The organism is Pseudomonas sp. 18-147 (genome assembly GCF_051048045.1).
Lineage (GTDB): Bacteria > Pseudomonadota > Gammaproteobacteria > Pseudomonadales > Pseudomonadaceae > Pseudomonas > Pseudomonas aeruginosa.
Window position 1 is genome coordinate 3,135,752 of the sequence record NZ_CP182296.1, and the last position, 15,096, is coordinate 3,150,847.

The 15,096-nt window shown below is 61.7% G+C and carries 16 protein-coding genes and 1 pseudogene; 6 read left to right on the forward strand and 11 right to left on the reverse strand.

Features of this window, described 5'->3' with window-relative positions:
• Window positions 1-54: 54 nt before the first annotated feature.
• Window positions 55-816 (forward strand): annotated as a pseudogene (locus ACM0M4_RS14915) (IS110-like element ISPa11 family transposase); the annotation flags it as partial.
• A gap of 532 nt (window positions 817-1,348) precedes the next feature.
• Here the strand turns inward: ACM0M4_RS14915 and ACM0M4_RS14920 are convergent.
• The 9 genes from ACM0M4_RS14920 to ACM0M4_RS14960 form a co-directional block, all read right to left on the reverse strand.
• Window positions 1,349-2,023 carry a phage protease gene (locus ACM0M4_RS14920; RefSeq protein WP_003098103.1) on the reverse strand — a complete coding sequence of 225 codons (675 nt, stop codon included), beginning with the start codon at window positions 2,021-2,023 and terminating at the stop codon, window positions 1,349-1,351.
• On the reverse strand, window positions 2,016-2,696 hold the full coding sequence (locus ACM0M4_RS14925; protein WP_143492775.1) for a hypothetical protein: 681 nt from the start codon (window positions 2,694-2,696) through the stop codon (window positions 2,016-2,018). Before ACM0M4_RS14925 ends, ACM0M4_RS14920 begins: the two co-directional genes overlap by 8 nt.
• An 89-nt stretch (window positions 2,697-2,785) precedes the next feature.
• A complete protein-coding gene (locus tag ACM0M4_RS14930) occupies window positions 2,786-3,205 on the reverse strand; it encodes a hypothetical protein (RefSeq protein ID WP_124075410.1) in 420 nt (139 codons plus the stop codon).
• Between the two features lie 359 nt (window positions 3,206-3,564).
• The gene (locus ACM0M4_RS14935; protein WP_058133410.1) at window positions 3,565-3,882 is read right to left on the reverse strand and encodes a hypothetical protein; all 318 of its coding nucleotides are present in this window, start codon (window positions 3,880-3,882) and stop codon (window positions 3,565-3,567) included.
• A complete protein-coding gene (locus ACM0M4_RS14940) occupies window positions 3,879-4,412 on the reverse strand; it encodes a hypothetical protein (protein WP_124075411.1) in 534 nt (177 codons plus the stop codon). Before ACM0M4_RS14940 ends, ACM0M4_RS14935 begins: the two co-directional genes overlap by 4 nt.
• Window positions 4,413-4,868: 456 nt before the next feature.
• Window positions 4,869-5,303 carry a Mor transcription activator family protein gene (locus ACM0M4_RS14945; protein WP_434324260.1) on the reverse strand — a complete coding sequence of 145 codons (435 nt, stop codon included), beginning with the start codon at window positions 5,301-5,303 and terminating at the stop codon, window positions 4,869-4,871.
• 640 nt (window positions 5,304-5,943) lie between these two features.
• A complete protein-coding gene (locus ACM0M4_RS14950) occupies window positions 5,944-6,309 on the reverse strand; it encodes a cupin domain-containing protein (protein ID WP_003089408.1) in 366 nt (121 codons plus the stop codon).
• A gap of 32 nt (window positions 6,310-6,341) precedes the next feature.
• Window positions 6,342-7,640, reverse strand: coding sequence for an NAD(P)/FAD-dependent oxidoreductase (locus ACM0M4_RS14955; RefSeq protein WP_003089406.1), 1,299 nt, complete (start codon window positions 7,638-7,640; stop codon window positions 6,342-6,344).
• A gap of 103 nt (window positions 7,641-7,743) precedes the next feature.
• Entirely contained in the window at window positions 7,744-8,637 is an 894-nt protein-coding gene (locus tag ACM0M4_RS14960; protein WP_003117841.1) for a LysR family transcriptional regulator, read from the reverse strand.
• Between the two features lie 114 nt (window positions 8,638-8,751).
• Here ACM0M4_RS14960 and ACM0M4_RS14965 point away from each other — a divergent pair, with 114 nt between their 5' ends.
• From ACM0M4_RS14965 to ACM0M4_RS14975, 3 genes are all read left to right on the forward strand, one after another.
• Entirely contained in the window at window positions 8,752-9,927 is a 1,176-nt protein-coding gene (locus ACM0M4_RS14965; protein WP_042858189.1) for a serine hydrolase domain-containing protein, read from the forward strand.
• Window positions 9,927-11,180: an MFS transporter gene (locus tag ACM0M4_RS14970; protein ID WP_034021885.1), complete on the forward strand. Its 1,254-nt coding sequence runs from the start codon at window positions 9,927-9,929 to the stop codon at window positions 11,178-11,180. Before ACM0M4_RS14965 ends, ACM0M4_RS14970 begins: the two co-directional genes overlap by 1 nt.
• A gap of 299 nt (window positions 11,181-11,479) precedes the next feature.
• A complete protein-coding gene (locus ACM0M4_RS14975) occupies window positions 11,480-11,983 on the forward strand; it encodes a hypothetical protein (protein WP_003113089.1) in 504 nt (167 codons plus the stop codon).
• A 75-nt stretch (window positions 11,984-12,058) separates the two neighbouring features.
• On the opposite strand, the gene ACM0M4_RS14980 is transcribed toward ACM0M4_RS14975, so the two are convergent.
• Both ACM0M4_RS14980 and ACM0M4_RS14985 read right to left on the reverse strand, forming a co-directional pair.
• Window positions 12,059-12,640, reverse strand: a complete 582-nt coding sequence (locus tag ACM0M4_RS14980) for a helix-turn-helix domain-containing protein (protein ID WP_003122724.1) — start codon at window positions 12,638-12,640, stop codon at window positions 12,059-12,061.
• 54 nt (window positions 12,641-12,694) lie between these two features.
• Window positions 12,695-12,853, reverse strand: coding sequence for a hypothetical protein (locus ACM0M4_RS14985; RefSeq protein WP_003089396.1), 159 nt, complete (start codon window positions 12,851-12,853; stop codon window positions 12,695-12,697).
• Between the two features lie 289 nt (window positions 12,854-13,142).
• On the opposite strand from ACM0M4_RS14985, the gene ACM0M4_RS14990 reads away from it, so the two are divergent.
• Entirely contained in the window at window positions 13,143-14,030 is an 888-nt protein-coding gene (locus ACM0M4_RS14990; protein ID WP_003124614.1) for a TauD/TfdA dioxygenase family protein, read from the forward strand.
• Window positions 14,031-14,070: 40 nt separating this feature from the next.
• A complete protein-coding gene (locus ACM0M4_RS14995) occupies window positions 14,071-15,093 on the forward strand; it encodes an ABC transporter substrate-binding protein (protein WP_003089389.1) in 1,023 nt (340 codons plus the stop codon).
• The last annotated feature ends 3 nt before the right edge of the window (window positions 15,094-15,096 follow it).

Genomic DNA, 15,096 nt, shown 5'->3' on the forward strand with positions numbered 1-15,096 from the left:
CTCACGGCGAGGATTCTCGCCTAAATCGGTGTCCGGGATCAGTAGACCACTACAGACAAGCACGATGCACACGACGCCGAGGCGATCTGCGAAGCCGCCAGTCGTCCGAGCATGCGCTATGTCCCGGTGAAGAGCGCAGAGCAGCAGGCCGTGCAGTCGATGCATCGGGTGCGCAGTCGTCTAGTGCGGGCCCGCACGGCGTTGTGCAATGAGGTGCGTGGCTTGCTGGGTGAGTTCGGGCTGATCGCGACTCGACGTGGGCGAGCGGCGACGATGGCCTTGCTCGAAACGGTCATGGCTACCGAGCCGGCGCCCTTGCCGGCCCCGATGGGCGAGCTGTTGCGTGAATTGAAAGATGAATTGCAGACGCTGGAGGCGCGCATCGCTCGACTGGAGCGACAGATTCAGGCTCACGTACGTGGCGATGCCCGCATCCAGCGCCTGCTGGCGGTGGAAGGCATCGGCCCGATCAGAGCCAGCGCGGTGGCGGCATCCGCCGGTGATGCACGGCAATTCCGCACGGGCCGCCAGTTTGCGGCCTGGCTGGGCCTGGTGCCACGGCAGCACTCCACGGGCGGGCAGCAGCGCTTGGGCAACATCAGCAAGCGCGGCGATACCTACTTGCGGACCTTGCTCATCCATGGCGCCCGTGCAGTCGTGCGCTGTTGCGCCAACAAGACCGATGCCCGCAGCCGCTGGCTGCAAGGTCTGCTGCACCGGCGTCCTGCCAATGTCGTCGCCGTTGCCCTGGCCAACAAGAATGCCCGGATCCTTTGGGCCTTACTCAGCCGGGAGACATGCTACCGGCCCGGTTGAGCGTTCCTGCCACACCGTAGTTGAAACATCCACCACGATTGCTCAGTGAATGACAATGATGACGAACCGGTCGAACCGGCCTGCATGAAACCTGGTTTATACGTGGGCTCCCTGCTGCAGTGAAGCAAAGCCGTTAGGGCGATCAGGCATGTAGGCGCGCATTTCATCAGGGCTCGGGAGTTGCAACACCATTCCATGAAGCCGGATATACGGATGCAGTCGTACACAGGTTTGAAATCAAGACAAACACTGGCAAACCGGGAGGAGTCCATATACGAATAACGCCATGGGCGTCATCCGCCGATGTCGCGGTTAAGCGGCGGATAACCGCGAGCGGTTATTCGCCCTACGCACCCGGGGAGGTGTCGGCGTTTCCAGGGCGTTATCCGCCGATTCAGAACGCCAGCAGGTAGCTGTAGTGCGGTGGCAGTTTTGGCGCGGATTTGGAAAATCAATGACGCGGTAGAAATGGCCCCGGAAGACGCCCAGCCCATCGAATACCAAAGGAAACTCACCCGCCGAGGCCTCGGATTCACGCAAGCAAGGTCGTCCCAAACTGGTGGTATAGCTTCTGCCAGTCAGCATCCGAAATACCTTCAGGCGCTAGCGGGACGTACCTCAGAATATCCAACTCGGCGGCGGCTTGCTCAAGTGGCACGCCTATCATGCGCTCCAAATAGGCACGGGACTCCAGGCTCAAGCCTGCGAACTTATCACCCTGTTCTGGCGGAAGGGCACTAAGTGCTACAAGGCTAAGATCGGTTAAACCGTTGAGGGCAGGGTTATTTGTCAGAGCCACACTATGAAGCCCAGTTACCTCAAGACTAGCCGCATCGTAAGTAAGGGCTGGGGAGATATACCGATAGTGCCCGCCCCGGATCATTTGCCTAGCCTGATCAGTCCACTGAACGTCCACGGCATATAACCCGTCTACTCGCATTTCCATCCGCTTAATCCAGCCGGCAGCGGGGTTTACTTCACCTGCCTGCAACGTCTTGTGCTCGTAATCGATCACCAGAGCATCACCCCGATTCAGTAGCGCTTGAACGATGGCTTGCCCTCGAACCTCATTAAGCTGCCATCTCTGCCCTACGCCGGGGCGGCCATCGTTGGCTTGAAACTCGCCCAAAGGGACGACGCGAAACGCACCCGCCAAGGCCGCAGGGCTATCTAGCCTCAAAGGAGCCAGAAGATGTAGGTTAGCCATGCGCGCTACCTCGCACGAAAGGTACACCAACCAGAGGCTTGCGCGATTCCGGCTCGACAACGCCAAGCCCTGACAGTTGTTGATCTATTGCCGCGACTTGCTCCTCCAGCCCTTCAACTTCTCGGTCAATATCAGAGATTCGTGCTCGCCGCTCTTCAATTGACGTTCCCACGTCTTGCCGTTCTGCCGGTAACGCATAGCCAGAAAACAGACCGTCAAAAGCCTCGAACATTTTAGTCTTGATAACGTCTCCGAAGAAATAGCAAGCCGCTATGTCAGACCCCGTAATCAAGTGACCAGGGAAAAACTCAAGATTGCCGCCAAAGAAGCTTCTGACTTCTTCCGGTGTCTTTCCAGGAAATGAATTGACATCCCGCAGGTTCAAAGCCTTTCCCCGCACATAGGCTGAGGCTCCACGCGAGGGATTGGCCATACGGGAAAAGGTGTCGCCAAGTTTTGCCAATTTTGGAAACGCTTCCGCACGCGCATCTACATAGGTGGCAATGAACTGCTTTAAGTCATCTCTATTTAGTGGTTGACTTAACAGAAGATTTTTTTCTTCCAGTAGCATTTCCTTGACGCTCAATGCTTGAATGCGCTTGTCCTTTAACTCTGCAATGAACCGCTTTAGCTCTTTGGCTGCTGCCTGCGCTTGCGCTAACTTTGAATCCATGATGGATAGCCTCTAATAAATTCAGTTTCTATTGATGATTGCTGTGTAAAAAAGTGTGATCCCTTAAGGTTTCTCGACAACAATGGCCTCTACGAAGAACTGAGAATATTTAAGATTTGCCTGTCACAAAGATTGTACTCTTGACTAAAATCAAAAATTATCTCTCTAATAGAAACTCCATTCCTAATAAGGATCTCGGCCTTGTCGGCTATTTCCCTATTTCTTTTTTGAATACCTGCCTTGTAGGTGGCCTCAGACAAAGATAAAACATGTATTCCACATTCGCCAAAGTGAAAAGAAAGAGTTCTTGCAATCTTTTCACCAAGCAGACTCTTTATTTTGTTTGAAGTATTTCGATTGGTAAATCTTGGAATTGTGACGGTTTGCCCTTCAAATAATCTAACGAATTTCAGAGTGCTATCCATCCCTAGCAGATCAACCATTTCCTTGATATATGAACTTCTAGATTGATAAATTATTTCTTTGTAGTCTTCATCGGTGAATTCCATCGTCGCGCCCTGAGTGGAGTGTTGAACGAATTGGAAACGCTTCCACGGCTGACTGCGCGTTGATCTACTTCAACTACAGAGATGCGCCCTGTATCGCCGCAGGACGCTTTCGACGGACTACCCGCTACCCTGGGTGGGAAAGAAAAGATAGGCCCGTTAGACCCGCGTTAGATTTCGTTGCAGCAGTATAGATACCTTGCGCCCGAGGTTGGCGAGGTACTTACACGCCCCCAAAGCTCGATCTTATTCATTCGTTTGATAAAGGCTTATCTATTGATAGGTTTTTACTATTACCATAGCCAAAAAAACACCTGGGCGACTTTGGGTCGGCCAGGTGTCTTAAAGGAAGCGCCTACCGCTTACTTACTCGCCGAGCGACGAGCAGCAAGGTAAAGACTTTCGGCGTCACTCACGAGAAGCATTGCCGCCTGCGCCAGCCCCGTCAGGTGCTCACCATCCACACCATCGGACATTACGTTCCATGCCAACGCCTTAAGCATGCTACGCACTGCCCACTGGCGCCGTTCTGCCGCATCAAAAAGCACATCAGCAGGCAGGTCCTCACGAATGAACAGGACGGCTTTATCCTCGGTGTGAGAATGCTGACTGTCATCACCCAAGGCGGTGAAGTTTGCGGCAGGAGCAATATTGGGAAGGCGTTTTACAGATGCGTTCATTTCTCACCCCCTTGGAGGTAGAAGCGGCGGAAAAGGTCGTAGCGGGCGTAATTCAGCTCTTCAGATGGATGCCGAGAAAGGATTCCGGAGACCTCATTCTCGATGAGATGAGTGAATTTCTTTATATCTCCAATAGAGGCATGTTGGAGTAACTCGCAGACTAGAGCATGGCAATAAGCAACAGTGTTGTCATGAGTGATTGCCTTGGCTGACTTTGGCGAGCTTTTAGGGTGTGGACGACTTCCTGTTGATGAAAGACGCATCCCACCAGCATCCAACCATTTAATTACTTCAGGCACGCCAGTGGACTTAATGCTGCCACACACTTGAAGTACAGCAAGTTCACTGAGGTACTTTCCACCATCCTTTGTTTTGTGATCAGCACTCAGCTTTTCAGCATGCCACTGGACTTTTCGATATGGGCATTTAAGCGCCTTCACTAGGTCAGCTTGGCGAACCCACACTTTTCCCTCCGAGACGCCTAAACGAAGCAGCACATTATTGACGGTTACAACATTGTAAGGGCTCATACATCACCCCCAACAGCTACAGCATCACAACCGCCTTGCTGAGTAAAAACTCGGGCCGCTTGCATGTGATGGTTGTAGCGAGCCAGTCGAACCGAAAGGCTGGAGCTGGAGTGCAGAGAGGCCAAAGCACAAGCTCGGTGGTATGCCGCACGGGCCTTGGACGGATTGAGGGTAAGAATGCGACGCTTAATCATGGTCGGGTCCTTTCCAGCGGTTTTTTTCCCGCCACCCAAACGCCAATTTGGGAGGGCAGGGCCGTGCGGGTTGGCGTACCGGGGAAAGGGTCCGGCGTGCCCGAAGGCACCCACGCACGGCCCGCCCATACAAGGACGTAGCCATGCTACGGACACAAAAAAACCGCGCTTAGGCGGTATGTCCGCCTTTCCCAACGGGACGCCAATCCCGACCCCCGGATTTACGGAGGCACGGTCATATTTGCGCGATATTTGACGCATGTCAAGCGCCATCGCTGACCGAACCATGCTGCTTGAGGATATTCCAGAGGCTTCGCTCGCTCATGGCAAACTCATTCGCCAACTGGGTAACGACAGCTCTTATTGGCTTTCCTTCGCCTAACAACTCTTCAGCTTTCACGTTGATCCGTCTATGTCTGGCAAGCGTCTCTATCCTCTTCATTCTGGGAATGTAAATTTCTTTCCCCTGATAGCGTTTATTGATAAACCCCTCAACATCTTCTCCTATCATTTCGGCGAGCTGTTTTCGTCTTTCTCGCGCCTTGGGGGTCCTGCCTTCGGCTACCCAGTAAGTTCTGCCGCCAAGCTTACTTACTAGGTTGCTTGCCTTGTCTGAACCAAATTTTTCAATCACGTCCTTCAGTATATCAGGAAGGCTATTGATAACTTCGGAAGACATTGTGTCGATGGTGAACATTGGGATGCCCTTCAGTGGTTTTCCAAGGCAATAGATGAAGTCTTTCACCGGATGACTGATAGGTGAAACACTTCAACGAATGGCGGCATCCGATTTGTTCCAGCTTGTTTCGCTTTCCTGTTTGGCGGGAGTACCGAGCAAGGCGAAATAAGATTATGATTTATAAGGAATTTATAGCAACCGCAAGCTTTGTTTGCCTCTACCGTCCAGCGTTCCGATTACCATCCGTTGAATGCGAACTGAAATGGACGGGAAATAGCGTGTCCAAGGGAATAAGGATGGACCTTTTACATAGTGCGTAGAGTTTCAAGAAGGGTTTCAACGGCCAGACGTATAACTACCCGTTAGACCTAGACATCACGCGGGTTTAAGCCAATCTCTAGTATTGCCATCCGGCCTTTCAAGTAGCTTTGCGGAAGCTGAAAGTGCAAAATGGAGACCGCCCCTCTATTGAGAGCGCATTCCTGCCCGGTCTAGCGCCAATAAATATTCTGAATCTGGCTGGAATCTCGCAATCCATACCATTCTTCGGTTGGTATACGCGAGACGGTCAAACACCCCTAAACCCGCGCCACGCCTGGCTTCCAGCCATCCGACGCCACCCGCTCCCCCGCGCCAAAAGAACCACCCCCCCACAGTCTCAAGCCACCGCGTAGTAATGCTTGACGAAGCCGCCGTCGGCAACCTCCCAGAGCACCGGGGTGCCCTTGCTGACGAACCAGCTGTCGCCGGCCTTGTAGAGCGTGCTCTGGCCGGTGGACTCGTCGGTGAGGCGGACCTCGCCGCTGACCACCGTGGCCTGTTCGCTGAACGGATAGGTCATGCGGAACTTGCCGGCGGTGGTGCCGAAGTAGGCGGCGCTGACCGGGTCGGTGGGGGCTCCTGCGGTCATCTTGCCGAAGGCTTTCACCTCGCCTTCGAGGATCTCCGAGCCGAGGTCGGCGACGCTGCCCCAGGCGTCCAGTTCGTCGAGGGTGATGCCGTGGCGGATAACGGTAATGGCCATGGGAATGCTCCTTGTAGAGTGATCGGTAGGTTTCAGCGCCGGCCGTTCCAGTAGCCGGAGAGCTGGTGCCAGGTCTTGCCTGCGCTGAGCAGCAGCGGGCGGAAGTGGTCCTTGCCGTGGATCGGGATGCGGCGCACCGAGCTGAGCAGGTCGTAGCGCGCCGAGCCTTCGCTCATGCCTTCGGCGAGGACCTTGCAGACGATGTGGCTGGGGGTCACGCCGAACCCGGAATAACCCTGGACGAAGAACGCGTTGGGCCGCCCCGAGAGGCTGCCGATCTGCGGGAACAGGTTGGCGCTGCAAGCCATCGGCCCACCCCAGGCGAGGTCGATGCGGACGTGCTCCAGGTAGGGGAAGATCTTCAGCATCAGCTTGCGGTTCCAGGCCTTGAGGTCGCCGGGGATGCGTTCGACGAAGGGTGTGGCGGCGCCGAACAGCAGGCGGTTCTCGTTGGTCACCCGGTAGTAGTCGATGACCGGGCGGATGTCGCTGTAGGCGCCGCGGATCGGGCTGATCCGCTGGATCAGTTCGTCCGGCAGCGGTTCGGTCATCATCTGGAACGCGTAGGTATTGATGGTGGTGCGGTGCAGCTCGGGTTCGAGCCGGTTGAGGAAGCTGTCGCAGGCCCAGAGCAGCTTGTTCGCGGTGACCGAGCCCTTGGCCGTGCGCACGCGGATGCGCTCGCCGTATTGCACCTCCAGCGCCGGGCTGTATTCGAATATCCGTGCGCCGAGGCCGGCCAGCGCCTTGGCTTCGCCGAGCAGCAGGTTGAGCGAGTGCACATGGCCGCCGCCCATGTGCAGCAGGGCGCTGCCGTAGGCGTCCGAGCCGATGATCTGGCGCACCTCGGCACCGTGCAGGTAACGGATCTCATGGGGCGAGCCGAGCGACCGGAATTCCTTTTCCCAGGCCTGCAGGGTCTTCGCCTGGCGTGCGTTGAAGCCCATGTAGCCGTAGCCATGGCAGAAGTCGGCGTCGATGGCGTACTTTTCGATACGGCCCTTGATGATGTCGGCGCCGAGGTCGCTGATCTCGAAGATCGCCCGCAGGCCGTCCTCGCCGACGTCCTTGCGGATCTTCTCCAGGTCGTGGCCGATGCCGGCCATGATCTGCCCGCCGTTGCGCCCGGTACCGCCGAAGCCGAGGTGGCGGGCCTCCAGCACGACGATGTCGGTGATGCCGTGCTCGGCCAGCTCAAGCGCGGTGTTGATCCCGGAGAAGCCGCCGCCGATCACCACCACGTCGGCGTCCAGGTCGGTTTCCAGGGAGGGGAAGGACAATTCGTACTTCTTGGTCGCCGTGTAGTAGGTCGGCGTCTCGATGTTGATCATGGATGCGGCCTGGCAAGGGGTGGATGTACCTATTAGACGCTCCGTGGCCGCCGCGGTCTTGTTCCTGTCTGCCGCCGGCTTGACCGGCCCTGCCAGGCGCGCTTCAGCCCAGCGTGGCGATCACCCGTGGCGCGACGAAGTCGATGAAGGCGCGCAGCTTGGGCGAGACCTGGCGGCCGGACGGCCAGAGCAGGAAGAACCGCGCGCGGCGCTCGCAGAAGGTGTCGAGGACGCTGACCAGGCGCCCTTCGCGCAGCGCCTCGCGGATCGAGAAGTCCGGCAGGCAGGCGATGCCCTGGTCGCGCAGGGCGAAGCAGACGCGGGTCTCGATGTTGTTGCAGACCATCGACACCGGGATCTGTGGCGGGGCTTCGCCGTCCGCGCGGCGCAGCGGCCATTCCTCGAGGCGGCCGGTATTGGGGAAGCGGTAGTGCAGGCAGGTGTGCCGCAGCAGGTCTTCCGGGCAGCGCGGCGTGCCGTGGCGGGCGAAGTAGGCCGGCGAGCCGACCAGCTTCAGCTGGAACTCACCCAGTTCGCGCATGGACAGCCGCGAATCCACCGGCTGGCCGGTGCGCAGGACCACGTCGAAGCCTTCGTCGACGACATCCACCACGCGATCGCTGAAGTCGAGGTCTAGCTCGATGTCCGGATAGGCCTGCATGAAATCGGCGAGCGTCGGCAGGACCAGCCCGCTGACCAGCGGCAGGCTGACCCGCAGGCGCCCGCGCGGAGTCTCGCGGCTTTGCGACAGCTCCAGCTCGGTGGCTTCGATCTCGGCCAGGATGCGCCGGCTGCGCTCGAGGAACAGGCTGCCTTCGGCGGTCAGGGTGATGCTGCGGGTGCTGCGGTGGAACAGGCGCACGCCGAGTTTCTCTTCCAGGCGGGCGACCCGCTTGCCCACCGCCGAGGCGCTGACGCCGAGGGTCCGGGCGGCGCCGACGATGCTGCGGGTCTCGGCGACGCGGACGAAGACGGTGAAACCGCTGAGGCTGTCCATGCAAGGCTCCGATTACGGACATGACGGTCCGGATAGAACGGAACTCTATCCGTCTTTTTCCGCTTTTGCAGCGCTCTTAGCCTGTCCGCATCCTTCATCTGCGGAGAGTCCCGCATGTCCAGTTTCGAACGAGAGCCAGGCTGCGGCCTGGCGGAAAATGTCGATCAGGTGATCGAGGCGGCATTCGCCGACCAGCGCCTGGTGGGGGCGGTGGTGCTGGTGGCACACCGGGGGCAGTGGCTCTATCGACGGGCTGCCGGCCTGGCCGACCGCGAAGCCGGCCGGATAATGGGCGAGGACAGCCTGTTCCGCCTGGCCTCGGTGAGCAAGCCGATCGTCAGCGTCGCGGCCCTGAGCCTGGTGGATGAGGGCCGGCTGGCCCTCGATGAGCCGATCGCCGACTGGTTGCCGGCGTTCCGTCCGCGCCTGGCCGACGGCCGCGAGGCGCGCATCACGCCGCGGCAGTTGCTGAGCCACAGCGCCGGCCTCGGCTATCGCTTCCTCGAAGCCGACGCAGACGGCCCCTATGCCCGCGCCGGGATTTCCGATGGCATGGACCTGCCGGGTTTCGACCTGGCCGAGAATCTCCGTCGCCTGGCCTCCGTGCCCTTGCTCTACGAACCCGGCCGCGCCTGGGGCTATTCGCTGGCCACCGACGTGCTCGGCGCGCTGGTGGAGCGGGTCGACGGGCGGCCGCTGGCGGAAGCGCTGCGGCAGCGGGTCGGGATTCCAGCCGGCATGCGCGACAGCGGCTTCCTCTGCGCCGACGCGTGCCGACTGGCGGCGGTCTACGTCAGCGACCGGCCACGCCCGCGCCGAATGGCCGGGCGGGAGACCGTGGCGCCGTTCGAGGACAGCGTCGGCATTCGCTTCGAGCCGAGTCGGGCCTTCGAACCGTCTGCCTATGCGTCCGGCGGGGCGGGGATGATCGGCAGCGCCGGCGACGTGCTGCGCCTTTTGGAAATCCTTCGCCAGGGCGGCGCGCCGTTGCTGACGCCTGGCCTGGTGGAGGAGATGGGCCGCGACCAGGTACCCGGCCTGGAACTGCTGGCCAATCCCGGTTTCGGCTTCGGCCTGGGTTTCTCCGTGCTGCGCGACCCGGCTATCGCGCAATCGCCGGAGGCTCCCGGCACCTGGCGCTGGGGTGGCGCCTACGGGCATTCCTGGTTCGTCGACCGGGCCCGCGAACTGTCGGTGGTGGCGCTTACCAACACCCTGTTCGAGGGCATGTCGGGACGCTTCGTCAACGACCTGCGCGACGCCGTCTACCGTTCCGCGGAGCTGCGCTGATGGGACGCCGCGAAGCATTTCCGGAGAACGCCGGGGCCGCTGCGTCGGCCGTGGCGCCGCGGCTGCCGCTGAGTGCGCTGCTGGCGATGGCGATGTCCGGCTTCGTCGCCATTCTCAGCGAAACCCTGCCGGCCGGCCTGCTGCCGCAAATCGGCGCGGGGCTGGCGGTCAGCGAGGCGCTGGCCGGGCAACTGGTCAGCGTCTACGCCTTGGGTTCGCTACTGGCCGCGCTGCCGGCGGCGAGCCTGACCCAGGGCTGGCGGCGGCGCCGGGTGCTGCTGCTGGCGCTGCTGATCTTCTTCGTCTGCAACAGCCTAACCGCCGTTTCCTCGGATTACCGCCTGACCCTGCTGGCGCGCTTCGGCAGCGGCGTCGCCGCCGGCCTCGCCTGGGGCCTGCTGGCCGGCTACGCGCGGCGCCTGGTGCCGCCGGAGCAGCAGGGGCGGGCGTTGGCGGTGGCCATGCTCGGTGCGCCGCTGGCGCTGTCGCTCGGCGTTCCGCTGGGCACCTGGCTGGGCGGCCTGCTCGGCTGGCGCTGGGCCTTCGGCCTGTTGTCGCTGACCGCGCTGCTGCTGGTCGGCTGGGTGCTGCGCAGCGTGCCGGACTTCCCTGGCCAGCCGGCCGGGCGGCGCCTGCGTCTGCTCGGGGTGCTGCGCACGCCGGGCGTGCGTCCGGTATTGCTGGTGATCGTCGCCTGGGTGCTGGCGCACAACATCCTCTACACCTATATCGCGCCGTTCCTCGCCAAGGTCGGCCTGGGCGCCTCGGTGGACCTGGCCCTGCTGGTATTCGGCAGCGCCGCGGTGGCGGGAATCTGGCTGGTCGGCGTGCTGGTCGACCGGCACCTGCGGCGGATGGTCCTGGCCAGCCTGGCGCTGTTCGCCGTGGCGGCGCTGGCGCTGTGCCTGGGTGCTCGCTGGAGCTGGCTGGCGTTCGCCGGCCTGGCCCTCTGGGGGCTGACGTTCGGTGGCGCGGCGACGCTGCTGCAGACCGCCTCGGCGGACGCCGCCGGGGAGGGCGCCGACCTGGCCCAATCGATGATCGTGGTGGCCTGGAACCTGGCCATCGCCGGCGGCGGAGCGTTGGGTGGCATGGTGTTGCAGCGCTGGGGCAGCGAGATGCTGCCCTGGACCCTGCTACCGCTGATCGGCTTGGCCGCCGTGCTGGTCTGGGGCAATGCCGCGCACGCTTTCCGCGGCGGCCCGCGCGACTTCCGCAGGGCATCGTCCGAGCACCGGAAAGCGGCGCAATAGACGGGGCTGCGCCCGGCAAGGGGAAAAAGGCTGCGGGTCTTAGAACGTTTATTCACCTGGGTTATTTGGATAGGTCCGTTTCGAATATCCATCGCGTCGAAATACCGGCCGTGACGATGCGTTCCTCCGCCATGCAGCGGAATCCGCCGTCATTGCGCCGAACATCTTCGCTGTCTCGCCGCTAACCACCATGCAGCGCCCGGCTCGGCTGTTGCACCGGCATCTTGCCGGTGCGTCGGCGCTGCCTAGAATCGGCCCCATTCGCACCTACCCCCGCTTCGCCTACAGGAGTTACCACCATGATGAATGCCATGCAGATGCCGATGAACATGAATGCCGCCATGCCGATGATGCCCATGATGGGCATGCCGATGATGATGGCGACCATGCAGTGCGAAACGATGGACGACGGCATGCTGTGCAAGATGATGCCGGCGATGGGCATGGACATGGGCCAGTTCCGCAACAGCGCCGAGATGATGGCGATGATGATGAACTGCGGCATGCCCATGATGATGCAGTGCGGCAACCTGGCGATGATGGGCATGTCCCAGGCCTGCATGGCGATGATGCCGACGATGGGCATGGGGATGGGCATGCCGATGATGGGCATGGCTCCGATGAAGTGCATGATGGAGTGCTCCATGCAGGGCGACGCCATGCACTGCAGGATGATGCCGATGCAGGGCATGGACATGGAGATGTTCAAGAACTGCTGCATGCTGATGGCGAAGATGATGGAGTGCGGCATGCCGATGATGATGAGTTGCAACGGCATGCCGATGATGTGCTGCACCTGCTGATCCGTCGCCGGATGGAAAAGGCCCGCCCGGGATGACCGGGCGGGCCTTTCTTCGTCCATGGCAGCAGGGCCGGGGTCAGTCCAGGCGCTCCGGGTAGGTCATCACCAAGTACGCCAGGGCTTCGCTATCGGCGGGGTTGCGGTAGCTGTGCGGCTGGTCGGCGTAGAACAGGATCGAGTCGCCGGTGGCGAGCAGGAAACGCTCTTCGTTGACCCGCACTTCCAGTACCCCCTGCGCCACCACCAGGTTCTCCTGGGTGCCGGGGGCGTGGGCCTCGGCGTCTTCCTGGCCGAGGCCGCGCAGGCGCAGTTCGTAGAACTCCACCTGGCGCGCCACATCGAAGGGGAACAGCGCGCGGCTGGTGAAGGCGCCGTCGGCGCTGACCAGGCGCTTGCTCTGTTGCGCCGGCAGCACGGCGACGCCGGCGAAGGCGCGATCGTCGAGGAAGGCTGCCACCGACACCTTGAGACCCTGGGCGATCTTGCACAGCACCTTGATCGACGGCACGCTGCGCCCGGACTCGATCTGCGCCAGCATCGCCCGGCTGACACCGGAAATCCGCGCCAGGGCGTCCAGCGAGAGATTGCGCTTGCCGCGCAGGCGCAGCAGGTTGTGGGCGACGCGCTGGCCAATCAGATCATCGGGTTCGGTATGCACGCCGGCGGCCAGTTCCAGGTGGGCAACGCCATCGCTGGCGGGCAGGTTCATCGGTCAGGCCCGGCGGCTGCGCTCGTCGTGCCTGGCTGGCGGTTGCGGCACGGCGTAGCCGGCCCGCCAGGCGTACACCGCCCACATCATTTCGCCCAGGCGGCGTGCCTGGCGGCGCGAGCGGTAGCGGGCGAAATCGATGACGTTGTCGGTGCGGTCCATGAGGCATTCCTCGGGCGGCGGGTTCGATGGCAGCCAGACTATCCCTTCGCCGCTTAGAGCCATAAATACTAAGTTTTTATTTATTAATTCACTTTTGTGCTTACAAGGAACGCCGAACCGTACGGAGCAGCATATTTATATTCTTTAAAGATATTTAAATTAATTTTCTTATTCCAATAAATTAAAGACTCTCGCGTACCTGCCGACCAATCGGCGCGCCGCACCGAATCCATGCCGCCTTGCGCGGTATCTCGTGCCTGGCGTGTCCGGGCTTGCGTGGGAGTCAGCGATGTCCGTTTCCCTTCCGGCGCCAGCGCGCGCCGACGTTCCCTTGCAGATCCGTGCCCTCGATGCCGCATTCGGCGCCGAGGTGCTCGGCCTCGACCTCGGGTTGCCCCTGGCCGCCGAGGACTTCCGCCGTATCCACCGGGCGCACCTGGACCACCATGTGCTGGTGTTCCGCGAGCAGCGCATCACCCCGGCGCAGCAGATCGCCTTCAGCCGGCGCTTCGGTGAGTTGCAGATCCATGTGCTGAAGCAGTTCCTGCTCCCAGGGCATCCGGAGATCCTCATCGTTTCCAACATCGTCGAGAACGGCCAGCCCATCGGTCTCGGCGATGCCGGCAAGTTCTGGCACTCCGACCTTTCCTATAAGGAGCTGCCGAGCCTCGGCTCGATGCTGCATGCCCAGGAGCTGCCGGAGGAGGGCGGCGATACTCTGTTCGCCGACATGCACAAGGCCTGGGACAGCCTGCCGGAAGCCCTGCGCAAGGCCATCGAGGGACGCACGGCGGCGCATTCCTATACCGCCCGCTACAGCGAACCGCGCTTCGAGGGCAACTGGCGGCCGACCCTGAGCGCCGCCCAGCTCGCCGAGGTGCGCGAAGTGGTCCATCCGATCGTGCGCACCCACCCGGAAAGCGGGCGCAAGGGGCTGTTCGTCAGCGAAGGTTTCACCACCCGCATCGTCGGCCTGCCGGCCGACGAGAGCGCCCAACTGCTCGCCGAGCTGTATGCGCACAGCGTGCGCCCCGAGCACATCTACCGGCATCGCTGGCAGGCGCATGACCTGGTGTTCTGGGACAACCGCTCGCTGATCCATCTCGCCGGCGGTTGCCCGGCCCACCTGCGGCGCAAGCTCTACCGCACCACCATCCAGGGCGACGCGCCGTTCTGACGACGGCACGCGCTTCCCCCTTTTCGCCAGGAGCGTTTCCATGAACCGCATTCCCCGTTTCACCCGCCTGGTCGCCGCGCTCGGCCTGGGCCTGAGCCTCGCCACCACGCTGCTGGCCAGCCGGCCGGCGCAGGCCGAGGGCGAGATCCGCATCGCCGAGCAGTTCGGCATCGTCTACCTGCTGCTCAACGTGGTCCGCGACCAGCGCCTGATCGAAAAGCACGGCCAGGCCGAGGGCCTGCAAATCAAGGTCGACTGGACCCAACTGTCCGGCGGCGCGGCGGTCAACGATGCGCTGCTGTCCGGGGCGATCGATATCGCCGGTGCCGGCGTCGGTCCGCTGCTGACCATCTGGGACCGTACCCGCGGGCGCCAGAACGTCAAGGCGGTGGCTTCGCTGGGCAACTTCCCCTACTACCTGCTGAGCAACGACCCGCGGGTCAGGAGCATCGCCGACTTCGGCGCCGGGGATCGCATCGCCGTGCCGGCGGTGGGGGTTTCGGTGCAGTCGCGCTTCCTCCAGTACGCCGCGGCGAAGCAGTGGGGCGACAAGCAGTTCGACCGCCTCGACAAGTACACCGTGGCGCTGCCGCATCCGGACGCCACCGCCGCGCTGGTGGCCGGCGGCACCGAGCTGACCGGGCATTTCTCCAACCCGCCGTTCCAGGACCAGGCGCTGGCCAACCCGAAGGTCCACGTGGTGCTCGACAGCTACGAGCTGCTGGGGCCGAATTCGCCGACCGTGCTGTTCGCCACGGAGAAGTTCCGCCAGGACAACCCGAAGACCTACCGGGCCTTCGTCGAGGCGCTGAAGGAAGCGGCGGCCTTCGCCCAGAACGACAAGGCGGCCGCCGCCGATACCTATATCCGGGTGACCGGGGCGAAGATCGACCGAGCCGCGCTGCTGAAGATCATCGCCAATCCGCAGGTGGAGTTCAGCGTCACGCCGAAGAACACCTATCCGCTGGCGGAGTTTCTCTACCGGGTCGGTGCGATCCGCAACAAGCCGGCCTCCTGGCAGGACTATTTCTTCCAGGACGGCGCGCCGTTGCAGGGGAGTTGAGAC